The sequence below is a fragment of the Nocardioides sp. genome, assembly GCF_041393715.1.
Taxonomy (GTDB): Bacteria; Actinomycetota; Actinomycetes; order Propionibacteriales; family Nocardioidaceae; genus Nocardioides.
Window position 1 is genome coordinate 161958 of record NZ_JAWKJQ010000003.1, and the last position, 17292, is coordinate 179249.

Here is a 17292-nt window from a genome sequence, read left to right on the forward strand (position 1 = left end):
CACCCCCGATGATCATCGATGCCGGCGGGGACCTTGCTGAGAAATGGCCAGTGGCCGCGAACCATGGGGAAGTTCGCGGCCACGAGGCGGTGTGGGTGTGGCGTGGTGCCGCACCCGGTCAGGTCACGGGCAGCCGGTACCGGAGCCGGAGTTGGTGCTGACGGTGTTGCAGGTGTCCTGGAAGACGGCCTTGATCTGGGTGCCGAAGGCGAAGACGACCAGGACGATGATCGCGGCGATGCCGGCGACCAGGAGGCCGTACTCGACGGCGGAGGCGCCGCGCTCGTCCATCTTGGCGAGGCGGGCGTTCAGCATGATGCGCAGGTAGTCCAGCATGGGGATTTCTCCTTGTGATCCTTGGTGGGTGGTGTCGAGGATCGCTCTTGGGTCTGCGCCTCGCTCTGATCAGAATCCTCACCCACACAGGGGTGTTCTGTGTGCGGAATTTCGGAGGATTCCGGGTAGTCATTTCGAGCTATTCGGAATGGTCCATGGAGTTTCGGTGCGTCGCCGCCGGCATCGAGCTCTCCGGAAATGGCCAGTGGCCGCGAACCATGGGGAAGTTCGCGGCCACGAGGCGGTGTGGGTGTGGCGTGGTGCCGTACCCGGTCAGGTCACGGGCAGCCGGTACCGGAGCCGGAGTTGGTGCTGACGGTGTTGCAGGTGTCCTGGAAGACGGCCTTGATCTGGGTGCCGAAGGCGAAGACGACCAGGACGATGATCGCGGCGATGCCGGCGACCAGGAGGCCGTACTCGACGGCGGAGGCGCCGCGCTCGTTCATCTTGGCGAGGCGGGCGTTCAGCATGATGCGCAGGTAGTCCAGCATGATGTTCCTTCTCCTTGTGAGTCATGTTGTCGGTGTGGTGCCGAGGAACGCTGGGTTCTGCGCCTCGTTGCTGAGAAGTCTTCCTCAGCAGGGCGTCGTACGCGGCCCGCGAACGGTCAGACCTGCGTAGTCCCTTCGGGCCAGGTCTCCCGTCGAGGTGACCCAGCTGCCGACCGGTCAGGCCTGCCGCACGCTCGTGAGGAGACCGATCCGCATCGCGGTGACCAGGGCCTGGGCGCGGTTGTTGGCGCCGAGCTTCTGGTAGATCCGCCCGATGTGCGACTTCACCGTCGACTCGCTCATGTAGAGCTCCTGGCCGATGGCGCCGGACCCGAGTCCGTCGGCGAGCAGCAGCAGCACCTCGTGCTCCCTGTCGGACAGCCGGGTGGACTCGGCGGCGCCGCGGCGCATCATCGCCGCCGCGAGTCCGCTGGAGAGGAAGGTCTTCGGCGAGGCCGCGGCGTGGATCGTCGCGCGCACCACCTCGGTGGCCGGCGCGTCCTTGCCGACGAAGCCGGAGGCCCCGGCCTCCATGGCCGCGAAGATCTGGTCGTCGCCCGAGTGCATGGTGAGCACCACCAGGCCGATGTCGGGGTGGTCCTTGCGCAGACGCCGGACGATGTCCAGGCCGGTGCCGTCGGGCAGCTGGAGATCGGTGACCACGGCGTCGGGCCGGGTCTCCTCGCACACCTCGAGCGCCGCGGCGACCGAACCGGCGGTGCCGACGACCTCGGTCTGCGGCTCCAGGGTGAACGACGCCGCCAGGCCCTGCCTGATCAGGTCGTGGTCGTCGACGAGGACGACGCGAACGGGGGATTCACTCATGGCAGCACACTCTCTCTGTCGTGGTCCGAGACGGCGGCGCCGCGCGCGGCATCGCCGGAGATCCGGAGGGAGACGAGGGCGCCGCCGTCCGGGTGGTTCCCGATGTCGAGCGTCGCGCCGACCAGGCGCGCTCGCTCCTGCATGATCTCCAGGCCGTGGGAGTCGACCCGCTTCTGCTGCAGGCCGCGCCCGTTGTCGCGGACCGTGATCGAGACCTCGGGCGGGCTCACCTCGCACGCCACGTCGATCCGGCTGGCCTGGGCGTGGCGGACGGCGTTGTTGAGCGCCTCCTGGGTGATCCGCATCAGCTCGGCCTCCACCTCCGGGCGCAGCCGGACGGTGCCCTCGTCGACGGTGACCGAGATCGGCACCCCGGAGAGGGCGCTCAGGTGGCGGGCCACCCCGCCGATGGCGGCGCCGAGGCTGTCGCTGCCGTCCACCGCGGACCGCAGGGTCAGCACCGACCGGCGTACCTCCGCGACCACGGAGGTGATGCTCTCGCGCAGCAGCAGCAGCTGCGTGCCCTGCTCCGGGGACTCCGCAGCGGCGATCAGGCCATCGACGAAGTAGCCCATCGAGGCGATCTCCTGCGCCATGCCGTCATGCATCTCACGGGCCAGGCGGCGGCGCTCCTCGGAGGTGGCCGCGTCGCGCAGCTGGCCGAACAGCAGCGAGGCCTCGAGGCGTACGGCGTCCGCGGACAGCGAGCGCGAGAGGGCGCCGAGGCGGGTGCTCAGGCCGACCTGGTCGGGGGAGAGTCGCTCGGACAGGCTGCCCGCGACCACCGCCACGATGGCGCCGCCCGCGGTGAGCGGGAAGGCGAAGTCCTGACCGCGGGTCAGCGGCCGGCCGGTGGCGAGCACCCGTTCCGCGAGCCGAGCGGACTGCTCGGGGTCGGCGGTGGGGGACTCGCCCTCCGGCGTCTCCGTCGAGACTCTCGAGCGGGTGAGCGGTGTCAGCCCGTCGTGCTGGGGGACGTGGACGGCGAGGTCACAGGCCGGAAGCTCGTCGCGGACGGCGATCAGCAGGCTGTCGGCCTGGGACACCGGGTCGAGGCCGGAGGAGAGGTCGCCGGAGAGGTCGAGCAGCTCGCGCAGCAGCTGCCGCGCCTCGCGATAGCCGGCCACCGAGTCCGGCTCGCGTCGCAGGAAGGTGTGCAGGAAGCCCGCGACCAGACCGAAGCCCAGGCCGCACACCGTCCAGGTGAAGATCGCCACACCGAAGCCGCCCTCGATGCCGCCGCCGACGAGGGTCGCCGTGGCGACGACCCCGATCAGCTGAGCGGTCATCGCCTCGGCCACCCCGCGGTTCCCGTGCCGCAGTCCGGAGAGGAACGGCGGCAGCGCCAGCGCGGCCAGCAGGCCGGGGGAGGTCTCCGCGGGGAGCGCGACGACGACGCCGACGGCGGTCGCCTCCAGCAGGTCGGACGAGGCGGTGAGCTGCCAGCGCTGCTGGGCCGCGATCGCGCCCACGCCGAGCACCACCGCCAGCGCGACCAGCGCCGGGAACGACGCCGTGTCGCGTGCCCACAGCGCCGGCCCGACGAGGGCCAGCAGCACGAAGACGCGCGCCGCGACGGCGAGGCGGCCGAACGCGCGTGAGGTCGCGGAGCCCATCACTTCGCGGCGAAGTTGTCCATGATGCTGATCGCGGCCGGACCCATCACGGCCAGGAAGAGGCAGGGCAGGATGCAGAAGATCAGCGGGATGGTGATCTTGACCGGCACCTGCTGCGCCTTCTCCTCGGCGCGCTGGCGGCGCTTCACCCGCATCTCCGCCGACTGCACGCGCAGCACGGAGCCGATCGGGATACCGAACGAGTCGGCCTGCACCAGAGCGCTGACGAAGCTCTTGAGGTCGGCGAGATTGGTGCGCTCCGACAGGGCTCGCAGCGCCTCCGTCCGGCCCTGGCCGATCTGCATCTCGCGCAGCACGCGGGCGAACTCCTCGGCCAGCGGGCCGGTCGTGTTGCGCGACACCTGCTGCAGGGCGGCGTCGAAGCCGAGGCCCGACTCCACGCTGATGGTCAGCAGGTCGATCGCATCCGCCAGGCTGCGCTGGATCTTCTCCGAGCGGTCGTAGGACTGCTGGTAGAGGTAGAGGTTCGGGCCGAAGAAGCCGGCCAGCAGGCCGCCCACCACGATCAGGATCTGGATCGTGAAGCCGGGTGAGATCACGGCCGCGAAGAGCAGCCCGACGATGAAGCCGCCGATGGCGGCGACCACCTTGGCCGAGACGACCCGGTCGACGGTCCACCCCGGAGGGTTGCCCGCGAGCTCGAGCCGGCGACGGATCCGCTCGCCGGTGTCGGCACCGCTGAGCCGTCGCCCGAGGCCGAGGAAGCGCTTGAGCAGGGGGTCCATCACCCGGTCGGCGAAGGACTGGTCCAGGTCGCTGGCGAGCTCGCTGGGAGCCATCGACATCGCCTCGAGGACGGCCAGGGACTTGTTGATGCCGCTGGTCTCGGCCTCGCTGCGGGTCGCCATCGAGAGCAGCATCAGCGCGGTGCCGACCAGGATGAGGCCGAGTACGAACAGGATCACCATGGCTCAGACCTCCACCTTGACCATCTTGCTCATCCAGAAGACGCCGACCGACAGCAGCAGCGCGCCGCCACCGAGCATCACCCAACCGCGGGGGTCGGTGAACATCGGCATGACGTAGTCGCCGTTGGTGAGCAGCAGGTACAGCAGGAACGTCGGCGGCAGACCACCGAGCACCACGGCCGACAGCTTGCCCTCGGCCGCGAGCGCGGCGACCTGGCGGCGCATGTACTCCCGCTCGCGGATCGTGCCGGCCACCGTGTTGAGCAGCTCGGCGAGGTTGCCGCCGACCTGACGCTGGATCTTGATGGCCATGACCACCCAGGCGAAGTCCTTGCTGTCGAACCGCTCGGTGATGCCCTCCAGGGCGTCCTCGAGCGTCACGCCGAGGCGGGTCTCGACCAGCACGCGCTTGAACTCGCCCGCGATCGGCTCGGTGCCCTCGTTGACGATGGTGTCGACCGACTGCGCCAGCGACAGGCCGGCCTGCAGCGAACCGGCCATCAGCTGCAGCGTGTCGGGCAGCGAGGAGTTGAACGCCTTGAGTCGACGCGACCGCTTGAAGCCGAGCCACACCCAGGGCAGGACGACGCCCAGCACCGTGAAGATGATCGACACGATGATGTTGCCGCGACCGAGCAGCATGCCGACCGCACCGGAGATCACGGCGATCGCCGCGTGGGCGAGCAGCCACTCCGCAGGCTTCAGGTTGCTGCCGGCGTGCTCGAGGCGTGCGGCGATCCGCGCCTCCAGGCTCTGGTTGTGGTGCAGCATCGCCGCCGCGGCCTCCTTGGCCTGGGCGAGGCTGATGTCACGCTCGGACGCCACCGGGTTGGGGTTCGGGATGCCCGCCGTCATCGCGGTGTACTGCGCGACCCGCTCGTCCGGGGTGAAGTCGGACTTCGGCTTCCCGGGGAGCAGGTTGATGAACAGCACCACGAGGCTCAGGCCCAGCAGCGCCGTGCCGGCGTACATGGCCCAGGCCGGCAGGGCGAACCCGCTCACCGGCACGTACTGCGGCGCCGCGGTCTCGGCAGTCTCGGGAGCGCCCTTGCTGAGCGGGGCGTAGGCCTTGGCCGTCAGCGTCTGACCACCCGCGGGGAGGGTCACCTCGATGTTGCCCTCGGTGGCGGTCAGGCCCTCGGGCAGCGTGGCGACCACGACCACCTGACGCGCCAGCACGTCGGCCTCGCTGGCGAAGGCCTCCTGCAGCGCCTCCGGGTCGGAGTTGATGACGCTGCCGTTGCCGGCGCTGGCCATCGCCTCGAGCGGTGCGAGCTTCTTGGCCTTCTGCTCCAGGGCGACCACGTCCACGTCGACCTCGCTGTCGCCGATGGCCTTGGTGGCCTGGTCGAGCGGGGTCTTGCTGGTGTCGGCGCCGTCGGAGAGGACCAGCAGGCTGCGCTGGCCGTCCTTGCCGGCCTGCTTGGTGGCCGCGATGACGCCGTCGTAGAGGCTGGTCTTCTTGCTCAGCTCCAGCTTGTCGAGCACGGCGACGGCCTGGGCCCGGTCCAGCGTGGGAGCCAGGGGCTGCTCGACCTCGCTCGCGAACGTGGTGATGCCGACGTAGACGTTGTCGGGGACGGTCGCGAGGAAGGTGCGTGCGGCCTCCTGGGCGGCGGCGAAGCGGTCGCCCTTCATGGAGTTGCTGGTGTCGATCACCAGGATCGCGGTGCGCTTGATCGCCTGGTCGCTGTCCGCGGACCGCGCCGTGGCCTCGGCGTCCTTGCCGGCCAGCGTGACCGTGACGCCGCCCAGGTCGACGTCGGCGCCCTCGGGCACCGACACCAGGATCTTGACCCCGTCCTTGGTGGGCTTGACGTGCGCGATGCTCGCGCCGTCGGCGGCCACCGCCGGCCCGCCCACCAGGGCGAGGGTCCCGGCCACCCAGGCGGCCAGGACGTAGGAGAGAAGGCGCTTGGGCATCAGGCGCGTCCCATCGCGAAGAGCATCGGGTCGACGTGGACGTTGGCGTGCGCCATCTTGTCCAGGAACTTGGGGCGCAGACCGGTGGGCTTCAGCGTGCCCATGTAGCGACCCTCGGCGTCGAAGCCCGCGGCGTGGTCGTAGAGGAAGATGTCCTGGAGGGTGATCACGTCGCCCTCCATCCGCTCCACCTCGGTGATGTGGGTGATGTGGCGGGTGCCGTCCTTGAACCGGGTCTGGTGCACGATCATGTCGACCGCGGAGGCGGTCTGCTCGCGGATGGCGCGGATCGGCAGGTCCATGCCGGCCATCAGCACCATCGTCTCCAGGCGGGACAGGGTGTCGCGGGGGCCGTTGGAGTGGAGGGTACAGATCGAGCCGTCGTGACCGGTGTTCATCGCCTGGAGCATGTCCAGGGCGGAGGCGTCACGAACCTCACCGACGATGACCCGGTCGGGACGCATACGCAGGGAGTTCTTGACCAGGTCACGGATGGTGATGGCGCCCTTGCCCTCGATGTTGGCCGGGCGCGACTCGAGCCGGACCAGGTGCTCCTGGTGCAGCTGGAGCTCCGCGGCGTCCTCGATCGTCACGATCCGCTCGTCGGCGGGGATGAACGACGACAGCACGTTGAGCGTCGTCGTCTTGCCGGCGCCGGTGCTGCCGGACACGATGATGTTGAGCCGGCCACGCACGCAGGCGTCGAGGAACTCGGCGGACTGCGGGGTGAGCGAGCCGAACCGGATCAGGTCGTGGACCGTGAGCGGGTCGGCCGAGAACTTCCGGATCGTCAGCGAGGAGCCGTCGATCGCCAGCGGCGGGATCACCGCGTTGACACGGCTGCCGTCGGGCAGGCGGGCGTCCACCATCGGGCTCGACTCGTCGACGCGTCGGCCGACGCGCGAGACGATCTTGTCGATGATCCGGCGCAGGTGCGCCTCGTCGGCGAACACGGCGTCGGCGGCGACCAGCTTGCCCTTGCGCTCCAGCCAGATGTTCGTGTGGCCGTTGACCATGACCTCGGAGACGTCCGGGTCGAGCAGGTAGGGCTGGATCGGTCCGTAGCCCAGGATGTCGTCGCTGATCTCCTGGGTGATCCGGGTGCGGTCACTCGCGCTCAGCGGGCGGTCCTGGTGGGCCAGCACGTCGAGCAGGGCGGCCCGAACGCGCGACTCCAGCTCGTGCTGGTCCATGTTGGCGTCGTAGAGCTGCGGGCCGAGCTCCTTGAGCAGCTGGCCGTGCACGCTGGCCTTGAGCTCCTCGATGCGGTCGGCCTGGCTGCCGAGCTTCTTCAGGCTCTTGGCGGGTGCCTGGGCCGGCTGCGGCTTGGGCGGGGTGCTGAAGCCGGGCGACTTGTGCTCACCCGCGTCGGGCGCACCCGCGGCCGGACCAGCCGCGCCCTGCGCGGGGTCGGTCGTGGGGGCGCCGACCGGGGAGGAGGTCGGCGACGCGGTCGGGGCACCGGGGGCCTGGGTGGCGGCCGCGGCCGCCAGGCGGTCTCGTAGAGAGCTCATCTGCGCTTCCTGCGTCGTCGGTTGTTGCTGTCATCGGACATGTCGTCGGAGTCCGCCGCGTCGCCACCCGAGAGCGTCGAGGCGAGTGCTCGAACGGCCCGGCTGGAGGCGTGGTCGGGTGCCGACAGGACGATCGGACGGCCGGCGTTGGTGGCGGCCGCGATGTCGATCGACGTGGAGATCTGGTTGGTGACGGGCATCCCGAGGATGGCCTCCACCTTCTCGGCCCCGATGCCGACGGCGTCGTCGGCGCGGTTGAGCAGGAGGTGGCGGTGGTCCTGCGCGATGTTGAGCATGTCGAGCGTCTCGAGCGCCACCTTGACGTTCTTGAGCGTCGGCACGTCCAGCGTGGCCACCATCACCAGGTCGTCGGTCTCGTCGAGCGCCGTCAGCGTCTGCTCGTCGAAGGCCGGCGCGGTGTCCACGATCACGTAGTCGTACTTCTCCTTGAGCACCCGGATCATCCGCGACACCAGCGAGGGGGTGACCCGGTCGTGGGCGTCGGGGAGGCTGGGCGCGGCCAGCACCATCAGGCCGGACTCGTGCCGGGTCAGCAGGCCGTCGATGGCCTCGTAGTCCAGGCTGTCCTCGCTGCCGATCGCGTGCTCGATCGAGTGCGACGGGAACAGCTGCATGGTGATCGCCACGTCGCCGAACGCGAGGTCGAGGTCGATCAGGCACACCTGGCGCGCACCCCGGTCCGAGAGCGTCAGCGCGAGGTTGACCGCCATCGTCGTCTTGCCGACCCCGCCCTTGGGCGAGAACACCGAGACCACTCGGCCCATGTGGGCGACGCCACCGGGACCGCGCAGTGCGGTGAACAGTTGGTGGGCCCGGCCGGCGGCGGCACCGAGAGCGTCCGCGTCGTTGTCCGCGACGACGTCGCGGGCGCCGGCGTGCATCGCCCGGGTGAGGACGTCGGTGTCCACGAGGCTGCGGACCAGCACGACGCTCACGGTCGGCCGGCTGAACCGCAGGTCCTCGCAGACGCTCAACGCCTCATCCAGGGGCACGCTCGGCCCGAGCACCACGAGGTACTCCTCGGGTCGGTTGTCGAGCCACGGACCGAGGCGGTCCACACTCTCGACCCCATGGGCACCGGCAGGCAGCGCGGTGACCAGCTTGGCTACGACGCTGCTGTCGGTGTCGATGACGACTGGCATTGCGGTCTCCCTCCCCGCAGGGGGATTGCAGGCTTACTTGACGTAGATGTTGTCGGGACCGACGCCGCGGGTGTACTCGACCTTGCTCTTGTCGGTGAGCAGGGCGAAGGCGACCTCGCCGTGGTCGACGACCTCGTCCTCGGCGTACAGCACGCGCTCGGCGTCCTGCTGGTTGACCGCGATCGTGAGCAGCGTCTGAGGCACCTCGGAGGTGGTCTGCTGGCCGCTCTCGTCGACCGACTTCCGCGTGGTCGTGGTCGAGGTCGAGCCGACGCCGAGCACCAGGACGCGCTTGAGCAGCACCCGCACGCGGTCCGGCACGCCCGGCTGGGCGGCCCCGGGCGTCGCGGCGCCGGAGTCGGGGCTGGTCGGCAGGTAGTAGATGGCGACCTCGGAGCCCGGGTTGACGAACCCGGCGACCCGGTAGGGGTCGGACAGCTCCACGGAGATCGCGACCATCCCGTCCGGGATCGCGAGCGTCTCGCCCTCGGGCTGGCCGCCGAACTTGGCGGGCACGATCTGCTCACCGGCGTAGATGTCGGTGACGGCGACCTCGCCCTTGAGGGCGTCGACGGACTGCATGGCGCCGTCGAGCACCTGGTTCTTCGGGACCGCCTGCGAGGCGATCTTGCCGGCCGAGGTGGCGGCCTCGATGGACTCACCCGCCTCGATGGTCTGGGTGGCCCGCAGCACCTCGACGGTGTCGAACTGCTCCTGAGCCCGGTTGTCTGCGCTGCGCACGTACACCACGACCAGCGCGGTGCCCACCAGGGCGACCAGCGTGGCGAGGAGCAGCAGGACTGAGCGTCGGTTCATGGTGCGGGGGCACCTTTCGGTCACGAGGGACGATGGCGTGCCACCATCCAGGGGTTCGGATGAAGGTTCGAAGTGACCTGCCAGGCCGGGTCCGAGCGGTCTTGGCGGGCTCTCGGCGTGGAATCTAATTGTCTAGTCAGCGGCCTGTCCCAAAAACGGAAAAACCTGTATGGCCGCCCTGCCGGGCGTGCATGATGCCCCGTCGCACCTGCCCTCGTGGCCAGGTCAACGGCAGCTGCGACGGCCCTGGGAGCGGACCGCGAGCAGGCTGTGTCGACGCCCCGGTCAGGGCAGGTAGAGGTCCGCGATCTCCTCGCGCAGCTCGCGCAACACCACGCTGCGGCGCAGCTTGAGGCTCGGCGTGAGATGCCCGGCCTCCTCGGTCCACTCGACCGGCAGCACCTTGAACGCGCGGATCGACTCGGCCTTCGACACCGCGAGGTTGGCATCGTCGACGGCGCTCGCGATCTCGGCCTCGAGCTCCGGGTCGCCGGCCAGCACCGCCAGGTCGGTGGTCTTGCCGCGGGCCTCGGCCCACGGTCCGACGGCGTCGGGGTCGAGGGTGACGAGCGCGCCGATGAACGGGCGCCCGTCGCCCACGACCAGGCACTGAGCCACCAGCGGGTGCGCCCGCAGGCGGTCCTCGAGCACGGCCGGGGCGACGTTCTTGCCGCCCGCGGTCACGATGATCTCCTTCTTGCGGCCGGTGATGCGCACATAGCCCTCGCCGTCGAGCTCCCCGACGTCGCCGGTGCGGAACCAGCCGTCGTCGGTGAACGCCTCGGCGGTCGCGTCGTCGTTGTGCCAGTAGCCGGAGAAGACCTGCGGTCCGCGCACGAGGAGCTCCCCGTCGTCGGCGACCCGGACGGCGGCGCCGGGCAGCGGTTGCCCGACGGAGCCGACCCGGACCGCGTCGGCGCGGTTGGCGGTCAGTGCCGCGGTGGTCTCGGTGAGGCCGTAGCCCTCGAGCACCGTCACGCCGATCCCCCGGTAGAAGTGGCCGAGCCGCTCGCCGAGGGGGGCGCCGCCGGAGACGGCGTAGCGGCAGGCGCCGCCGAGAGCCTCGCGCAGGCGGCGATAGACGAGCCGGTCGAACGCGGCGTGCTGGGCGCGCACGTGCAGGGGAGCCCGGCGCTGGTCCAGACCACGTGACCAGGCCATGGCGGTGTCGGCCGCCCGGGTGAAGATCGCCCCGCGGCCGTCGGCGGTGGCTCGCTGGGAGGCGGTGTTGAAGATCTTCTCGAACACCCGCGGCACGGCCAGCACGAAGGTCGGTCGGAACGACTGCAGCTCGGTGGCCAGGTTGGCGATGTCGGAGGTGTGCCCGAGCCGGGTTCCGGTGATGACGCAGCCGACCTGGATGACGCGGGCGAAGACGTGCGCCAACGGCAGGAACAGCAGCGTCGACGCGCCCTCCTCGAACAGCTGGGGCAGCTCCTCGGCGGCCGCCTCGACCTCGGCGAGGAAGTTGCCGTGGGACAGCATGCAGCCCTTGGGACGTCCCGTCGTCCCGGAGGTGTAGATCAGGGTGGCGAGGTCGTCGGCCGAGCGGCTGGTACGCCGGGACTCGAGCTCGGCGTCGGTGAGCTCGGCGCCGAGGCGGGTGAGCACCTCCACCGCGTTGTCGTCGATCGACCACACGTGCCGGAGGTCAGGGAGGTCGGCCCGCAGCGGCGCCACCCGTGCGACGTGGCTGCCGGTCTCCGTGACGACACCCACGGCCCCGGAGTCCTCGAGGATCCAGGCGACCTGCTCGGCCGAGCTGGTCTCGTAGACCGGCACGGTGACCGCCCCGGCGAACCAGATGGCGTAGTCGAGCACCGTCCACTCGTAGCGCGTGCGAGACAGCAGGACGACTCGGTCGCCAGGCTCGATCCCGGCCGCGACCAGTCCCTTCGCGACACCGGTCACCTGGCGCAGCAGGTCGGCGGCCGAGACGTCGGTCCACCCCTCGCTCGACCGGCGCGCGAGGAGCGCCCGCTCGGGAGATCGCTCCGCCCAGTCGACGAGGGCGTCGGTCAGGTTGCCGGCGACGGGTCGGGTCGTCGCCGGGGCGGCGTACTCGCGCACCGTGGCTCCTCGTCTCTGTCGCTGCCGGCGGTGGGCTCCGTGCTGGCGGTCGGGGCCCTCCGCGCAGGCTACCGCTGCCGGTCCCGGCCACCGGGTCCGGTACGCTCACTGGCGCCCGAGAGCGACGAGGGGAGCAGGATGGCCGAGCAGACGACGTCCTCGATCGTCATCGAGGCCGAGCCGGCCGCCGTCATGGAGGTGATCGGCGACTTCCCCTCCTACCCCGAGTGGGCGAAGGGGGTCAGCCGCGCCGAGGTGGTCGTCGACGGCGACGACGGTTGGGCGGAGCAGGTCTTCTTCGCCCTCGACGTGGCGCCGATCCGCGACGAGTACACCTTGGCCTACGAGTGGGACGGCTACGACGGGGTGACCTGGCAGCTGGTCGAGGGCAAGGTGCTGACGCACATGGACGGCGCCTATCTCCTGGCCGACCTCGGCGACGGGCGCACGGAGGTGACCTACCGGCTGGCGCTCGACCTCTCCATCCCGCTGATCGGCATGATCAAGCGCAAGGGCGAGAAGATGATCATCGACGCGGCGCTCAAGGGGCTCAAGCAGCGCGTCGAGTCCTCATGACCCGTCGACACCGGGGTCGGGCGGCGTGAGCCGGGGCGACCCGCGCATCCTCCTGTTCACCGGCAAGGGCGGCGTCGGCAAGTCGACCATCGCCGCCGGCACCGCCTGCCTCGCGGCCCGCCGGGGCCTGCGGACCCTGGTGCTCTCGACCGACGCGGCGCACTCGCTCGCCGACGCGTTCGGCGTCCACCGTCCGGGCCCCGACCCGACCCAGGTCGACGACCTGCTGCACCTGCAGCAGGTCGATGCGCAGCGGCGCTTCGAGGCCTCCTGGTCGGAGATCTCACGCTACCTGCGCAGCGTCCTGGACGCCGGAGGCGTGGACCCGGTCACGGCCGAGGAGCTGACCGTGCTGCCCGGTGCCGAGGAGGTGCTGGCGCTCCTCGAGCTCCGGCTGCAGGTGCGCACCGGCGACTGGGACGCCGTGGTGGTCGACTGCGCGCCGACCGCGGAGACGCTCCGGCTGCTCGCGCTGCCGGAGGCCCTGGGGTGGTACATGCACCGGGTCTTCCCGGTCGAACGGCGGGTGGTCCGCGCGCTCGGCCCGGTGCTGAGCCGCGCGGCCGGCGTACCGATGCCCGAGGACAACGTGTTCGGCGCGGTGCAGCGGCTGCACGGTGAGCTCGACGAGGTCCGCTCGCTGCTGGCGGGACCGCGGGCGTCGGTGCGGCTGGTGCTGACTCCCGAGAACGTCGTGCTGGCCGAGGCCCGCCGCTCGCTCACGACGCTGTCGCTCTACGGCTACCGGGTCGATGGCGCGGTGGTCAACCGGGTCTTCCCGGAGGCGGGCGCCGACGAGTGGCGTGCGCGCTGGGTGGCCGCGCAGGCGGAGGTGATGGGCCGGGTGCGGGAGTCCTTCGTCGGCCTGCCGCTGTGGCGGGCCTGCTACCGCGACGACGAGCCCGTGGGCACCGCGGCGCTGGCCGCCCTCGCCGAGGAGCTGTACGCCGGTCACGACGCGCTGGCCGATCCGTCGGGGGCCGAGCCGCTGCGGTTCACCCGCGACGGCGCGGCCACGACGCTGCGCCTGGCCCTGCCGCTGGTCGAGCGCTCCGACGTGGACCTGACCCGGCACGGCGACGAGCTGGCCGTCACCGTGGCGGCGTACCGTCGGCTGCTGACGTTGCCTCCCGCCCTCGCACGCCATAGCGTCACGGGTGCTCGCGTCGTCGACGGCGAGCTCCAGGTGCGATTCGAGGAGACGACCGCGTGACCGACCAGTCCAGCGGCGCGGCCGACGACCGTGAGGTCGGCTCGCTCGCCGAGGAGGCGGCCAAGCTGCTCGGCGTGCTGTCCGGCTGGGCCGGCGAGCACGCGCCGGCCCTCGACGACGTGGTGGAGCGGGCCGGAGTGGTCGGCCAGGACCTCCACGACCACCTCGCGACCGGCGACCCCGAGTGCACCTACTGCCCGATCTGCCAGGGCGTGCGTCTCCTGCGGGGGACCTCCCCGGAGGTGCGCGCCCATCTCGGCTCGGCCGGGGCCTCCCTGGCGCATGCGCTCACGGCGCTGCTGTCGGCGGCGCAGGCCGCGCAGGACGGCCCGGACCCCTCCGGGACCGGGGTCGAGCACATCCCCGTCGAGGACGACTGGCCGGAGGAACAGCCGTGACCCTGACCATCGGCATCGACGTGGGTGGCACCAAGATCGCGGGAGGCGTGGTCGACGAGGGGGGCGTCATCCTGGCCGAGGCGACCGTCGTCTCACCGGCCGATGACACGGACCGCATCGAGCAGACCATCGTCGCGCTGGTGCAGCAGCTGCGCGCCGGGCACGAGGTCGAGGCGGTGGGCGTGGGGATGGCCGGCTACATCGACTCGGGTCGGTCGGTGGTGATGTTCACGCCCAACCTGGCGCTGCGCGACGTGCCGCTGCGCGCCGACCTCGAGGCCGGCGTCGGGCTCCCGGTGGTCGTCGAGAACGACGCCAACGCGGCCGCCTGGGGAGAGTTCGCCTTCGGGGCCGGCGCCGACGTCGACGACCTGCTGTTGCTGACCATCGGCACCGGGGTCGGCGGCGGCATCGTCCTGGGTGGTGACCTGCTGCGCGGGGCGTTCGGGGTCGCCGCAGAGGTCGGACACCTGAGGATGGTCCCGGGCGGCCATCCGTGCGGCTGCGGCAACCGCGGCTGCTTCGAGCAGTACGCCAGTGGCAGCGCGCTGGTGCGCAACGCGCGGCAACGCGCCATCGGCGGGTCCCCCGAGTCCCGGCCCCTGGTCACCCGCGCGGGTGGCGACCCGACCGCCGTCACCGGCCCGATGGTCACCGAGCTGGCCGGTGCGGGGGACCCCTTCTGCGTCGATCTGCTCGCCGAGCTCGGCCGGTGGCTGGGGGAGGGCATCGCCGCTCTGGCCACGGTGCTCGACCCCGCCGTGACCGTGATCGGCGGTGGCGTGAGCCAGGCCGGCGACCTGCTGGTCGAACCGGCGCGGCAGGCGTTCCTCGGCGAGGTGATCGCGCCGGAGCACCGCCCGATCCAGGCGATCCGGCCGGCCCGGCTCGGCAACCGGGCCGGGATCATCGGGGCCGCCGACCTGGCACGCCGCTGAGCCCGATCGGCCCACAGCTCCCGGCGTACGCCGGCCCGAGACAACGCTGTGATCGGGGCTGCCGTTACACCACGCGCACCCCGGACTAGACCACCCTGGGGCATCTGTGAGCCGGGCGGGGTGCCGGCTCCTCGATTTGCCCGAAACGACGGGGGACGAGCAGGTGCGCTGCTTACGATCACCGCGATCGCCGGACCTCACCCCCCGAGGTCGGAGTCGGCGACAGACTCGGGAAAGGCCAGCGTGTGAATCGACGCAAGGGGACCCCCCAGACCCCCAGCCCCAGACATCGGGGCCTTCGACGGGCACGGCACTCGGAGGCCGGCGGCTCGGCGGTGGAGTTCGCCCTGCTCGTCGTGGTCTTCCTGACCCTGCTGTTCGGGATGATCCAGTACTCCCTCTACTTCTGGTCGACCCAGTCCGCGGCCAACGCCGCCCGTGATGCCGCTCGCCGCGCGGCCGTGGGCCAGTCCTGCACTGAGCTCCTCAGCCAGGCGCAGGCCAGCACCAAGCTCGTCGAGTCCGACTTCAAGGTGACCCGCCGCTACTACAAGCCCGAGGACACCTCCTTCAGCACGCCGGTGGCCGCCTACACCGGCGCCAACGCCCGCATCGTGGTGACCTACCACTCGGTCGACATGAACTTCCCGTTCGTCCCGATGATCAGCGACGCGAACGTGCGCGAGGTGTCGATCGCCCGGGTCGAGAACTTCAGCTCGACCGCCAACACGAACTGGAGCAACTGCGGATGAGCCGGGCGAGCTTCTGGGCCGCCCGGCGCCGCGACGAGCGGGGTGCCTACGCCGTCATGTTCGCGCTGCTGGCGACCGCGCTCTTCGGTCTGGCCGCGCTGGGTGTGGACCTCGGCAACCTCTACCAGCGCAAGGCGGAGACCCAGTCGCAGGCGGACCTGGCCGCGACCTCGGCGGCGGCGAAGCTGACCGTCTCGCAGGCCGCCGCGGTGCAGTCGGCCGCCGACTATCTCAACCACAACCTCAAGGCCGGCCAGGATGCGATCTCCGCGTCCCAGCTGACCGACGGCGACCTGGGCAACGGCGAGGTGACCTTCCCCTCGAAGTACGCCATGAAGGTGGTGACTCCCGGAGCCACGGTGAACTTCGGGCTGTCGGTTCCGCTCACCGGCAACTCCAGCACCGACGTGGCGTCCTCCGCCACCGTCGGCCTCGGCACCCCGGCCGCCGATCACCTGATCCCGTTCTACGCCGTGTTCGGCGAGGGCTGCGACTACGGCGCCCAGACGCTCAGCGACCCGGCCAACGGGCACGTCCAGAGCATCGTCCCGACCAACCTGCAGTCACCGGCGTCCAACTCCAGCCAGACCACCAACTCGGTGCTCGACCATGCCACGCCCTACCAGTTCGACGTCGGCGTGACCGGCACCGTGACCATCGAGGGAAGCGGCCTGTCCGGGGTGACCACGGTGGGCTTCTATCGCAAGACCTCCGAGAGCCCCAACATCTACGAGGTGCCGGCGACCAGCGCCTCGAGCTCCCAGGTGACGGCGACCCTGCCCGCAGGGGTGGCCGGTGCGGCCGGTGTGTGGTGGATCAGGGTCTACAAGAACACCGGCAACAAGGGCTGGACCGCGCTCGACAACGCGTTGCCGATCCGGATCGGCGACGGGCCGATCATGTGTCCGGGCACGTCGGACGCCGGCAACTACGGCATGCTCAAGCTGGCGCGCTCGACGCAGCCCTCCACCTGGGCCCCGGACAACATCGCCTCCGGCCTCGACCCACCGCTGTCGCTGACCGTCCAGACCAACACCGCGCAGATCCCCGAGTGCACCCCCGGGGCCGCGAACGTGGTCTACACCGCGACGACCGGCGGCGCGACCCGCTATCCGAACACCAACTGCGTCGACACCGACACCGGTCTCACCGCCCAGGTCGCGACGCAGGGTCTGGTCACCGGCACCGGCACCGGCAAGGTCGGCCGGCTGGAGCTGCACCCCACGACCACGGCGGTCGCGGGTCGTGAGTGCTCACCCGGTCACGTCACCCGGCAGCGACAGCTGCTCGGTCACTCGGTCAACGACGACACGCTGTCGTGCTTCATGGCGAACCCGGCCATGACGCTCGCGGACATCGCGTCGCCGACCTACAGCGGCGGCCCGGCCCTAGACCCGGAGATCTACAACTCGCCGCGGTTCTGCTACGTGCCGGTGATCTCCGTGGACCCGACGAGCGGCGGCAGCGGGCACTACTCCATCACCGACATCCGCCCCTGCTTCATCACCTCCGAGGCCAACGAGTCGTCGTACAACACGCAGCTGTTCACCGACGGCACGCCGAGCACCACCATGAACGGCACCGACATCCAGAGCAACCGCGTGGTGTCGATGCACGTCGTGTTCTTCAACAAGAACGCTCTCCCGGCCGACGGCGCCGCCGAGGCGGGTGTCATCCTCGACCCCAACGGGCCGCTCGTCCCGGTGCTCAGCGACTGACCTCACGCCGGCCC

General features: G+C 70.9%; 16 protein-coding genes. 6 read left to right on the forward strand and 10 right to left on the reverse strand.

Features of this window, described 5'->3' with window-relative positions; genetic code table 11:
• Nucleotides 1-123: 123 nt before the first annotated feature.
• The 10 genes from R2740_RS06160 to R2740_RS06205 all read right to left on the reverse strand — a co-directional run bounded on the left by R2740_RS06160 (nt 124) and on the right by R2740_RS06205 (nt 11683).
• Entirely contained in the window at nt 124-336 is a 213-nt protein-coding gene (locus R2740_RS06160) for a Flp family type IVb pilin (protein WP_371301808.1), read from the reverse strand.
• A gap of 278 nt (nt 337-614) precedes the next feature.
• A complete protein-coding gene (locus R2740_RS06165) occupies nt 615-827 on the reverse strand; it encodes a Flp family type IVb pilin (RefSeq protein WP_371301810.1) in 213 nt (70 codons plus the stop codon).
• Nucleotides 828-1004: 177 nt separating this feature from the next.
• Entirely contained in the window at nt 1005-1652 is a 648-nt protein-coding gene (locus R2740_RS06170; RefSeq protein ID WP_371301811.1) for a response regulator, read from the reverse strand.
• The gene (locus R2740_RS06175) at nt 1649-3268 is read right to left on the reverse strand and encodes a sensor histidine kinase (RefSeq protein ID WP_371301812.1); all 1620 of its coding nucleotides are present in this window, start codon (nt 3266-3268) and stop codon (nt 1649-1651) included. Before R2740_RS06175 ends, R2740_RS06170 begins: the two co-directional genes overlap by 4 nt.
• Nucleotides 3268-4197 carry a type II secretion system F family protein gene (locus tag R2740_RS06180; protein ID WP_371301813.1) on the reverse strand — a complete coding sequence of 310 codons (930 nt, stop codon included), beginning with the start codon at nt 4195-4197 and terminating at the stop codon, nt 3268-3270. Before R2740_RS06180 ends, R2740_RS06175 begins: the two co-directional genes overlap by 1 nt.
• 3 nt (nt 4198-4200) lie before the next feature.
• Entirely contained in the window at nt 4201-6120 is a 1920-nt protein-coding gene (locus R2740_RS06185; protein ID WP_371301814.1) for a type II secretion system F family protein, read from the reverse strand.
• Nucleotides 6120-7634 (reverse strand): CpaF family protein, encoded by a 1515-nt coding sequence (locus tag R2740_RS06190; protein ID WP_371301815.1) that lies wholly within the window; start codon nt 7632-7634, stop codon nt 6120-6122. The genes R2740_RS06185 and R2740_RS06190 overlap by 1 nt, the downstream gene beginning before the upstream one ends.
• The gene (locus R2740_RS06195) at nt 7631-8797 is read right to left on the reverse strand and encodes a CpaE family protein (protein ID WP_371301816.1); all 1167 of its coding nucleotides are present in this window, start codon (nt 8795-8797) and stop codon (nt 7631-7633) included. The genes R2740_RS06190 and R2740_RS06195 overlap by 4 nt, the downstream gene beginning before the upstream one ends.
• Before the next feature lie 33 nt (nt 8798-8830).
• Complete coding sequence (gene cpaB / locus R2740_RS06200; RefSeq protein ID WP_371301817.1) at nt 8831-9613, reverse strand: Flp pilus assembly protein CpaB; 783 nt, start codon at nt 9611-9613, stop codon at nt 8831-8833.
• 285 nt (nt 9614-9898) lie between these two features.
• Nucleotides 9899-11683, reverse strand: a complete 1785-nt coding sequence (locus R2740_RS06205) for a long-chain fatty acid--CoA ligase (RefSeq protein WP_371301818.1) — start codon at nt 11681-11683, stop codon at nt 9899-9901.
• A 138-nt stretch (nt 11684-11821) separates the two neighbouring features.
• Here R2740_RS06205 and R2740_RS06210 point away from each other — a divergent pair, with 138 nt between their 5' ends.
• From R2740_RS06210 to R2740_RS06235, 6 genes are all read left to right on the forward strand, one after another.
• Nucleotides 11822-12259: an SRPBCC family protein gene (locus tag R2740_RS06210; protein ID WP_371301819.1), complete on the forward strand. Its 438-nt coding sequence runs from the start codon at nt 11822-11824 to the stop codon at nt 12257-12259.
• Nucleotides 12260-12284: 25 nt separating this feature from the next.
• Nucleotides 12285-13472 (forward strand): ArsA family ATPase, encoded by a 1188-nt coding sequence (locus R2740_RS06215; protein ID WP_371301820.1) that lies wholly within the window; start codon nt 12285-12287, stop codon nt 13470-13472.
• Nucleotides 13469-13870, forward strand: coding sequence for a hypothetical protein (locus R2740_RS06220; RefSeq protein WP_371301821.1), 402 nt, complete (start codon nt 13469-13471; stop codon nt 13868-13870). Before R2740_RS06215 ends, R2740_RS06220 begins: the two co-directional genes overlap by 4 nt.
• Nucleotides 13867-14808: an ROK family glucokinase gene (locus R2740_RS06225; protein WP_371301822.1), complete on the forward strand. Its 942-nt coding sequence runs from the start codon at nt 13867-13869 to the stop codon at nt 14806-14808. The genes R2740_RS06220 and R2740_RS06225 overlap by 4 nt, the downstream gene beginning before the upstream one ends.
• Nucleotides 14809-15143: 335 nt before the next feature.
• Nucleotides 15144-15560 carry a TadE/TadG family type IV pilus assembly protein gene (locus tag R2740_RS06230; RefSeq protein WP_371301823.1) on the forward strand — a complete coding sequence of 139 codons (417 nt, stop codon included), beginning with the start codon at nt 15144-15146 and terminating at the stop codon, nt 15558-15560.
• Nucleotides 15557-17278 (forward strand): pilus assembly protein TadG-related protein, encoded by a 1722-nt coding sequence (locus R2740_RS06235; RefSeq protein ID WP_371301824.1) that lies wholly within the window; start codon nt 15557-15559, stop codon nt 17276-17278. Before R2740_RS06230 ends, R2740_RS06235 begins: the two co-directional genes overlap by 4 nt.
• The last annotated feature ends 14 nt before the right edge of the window (nt 17279-17292 follow it).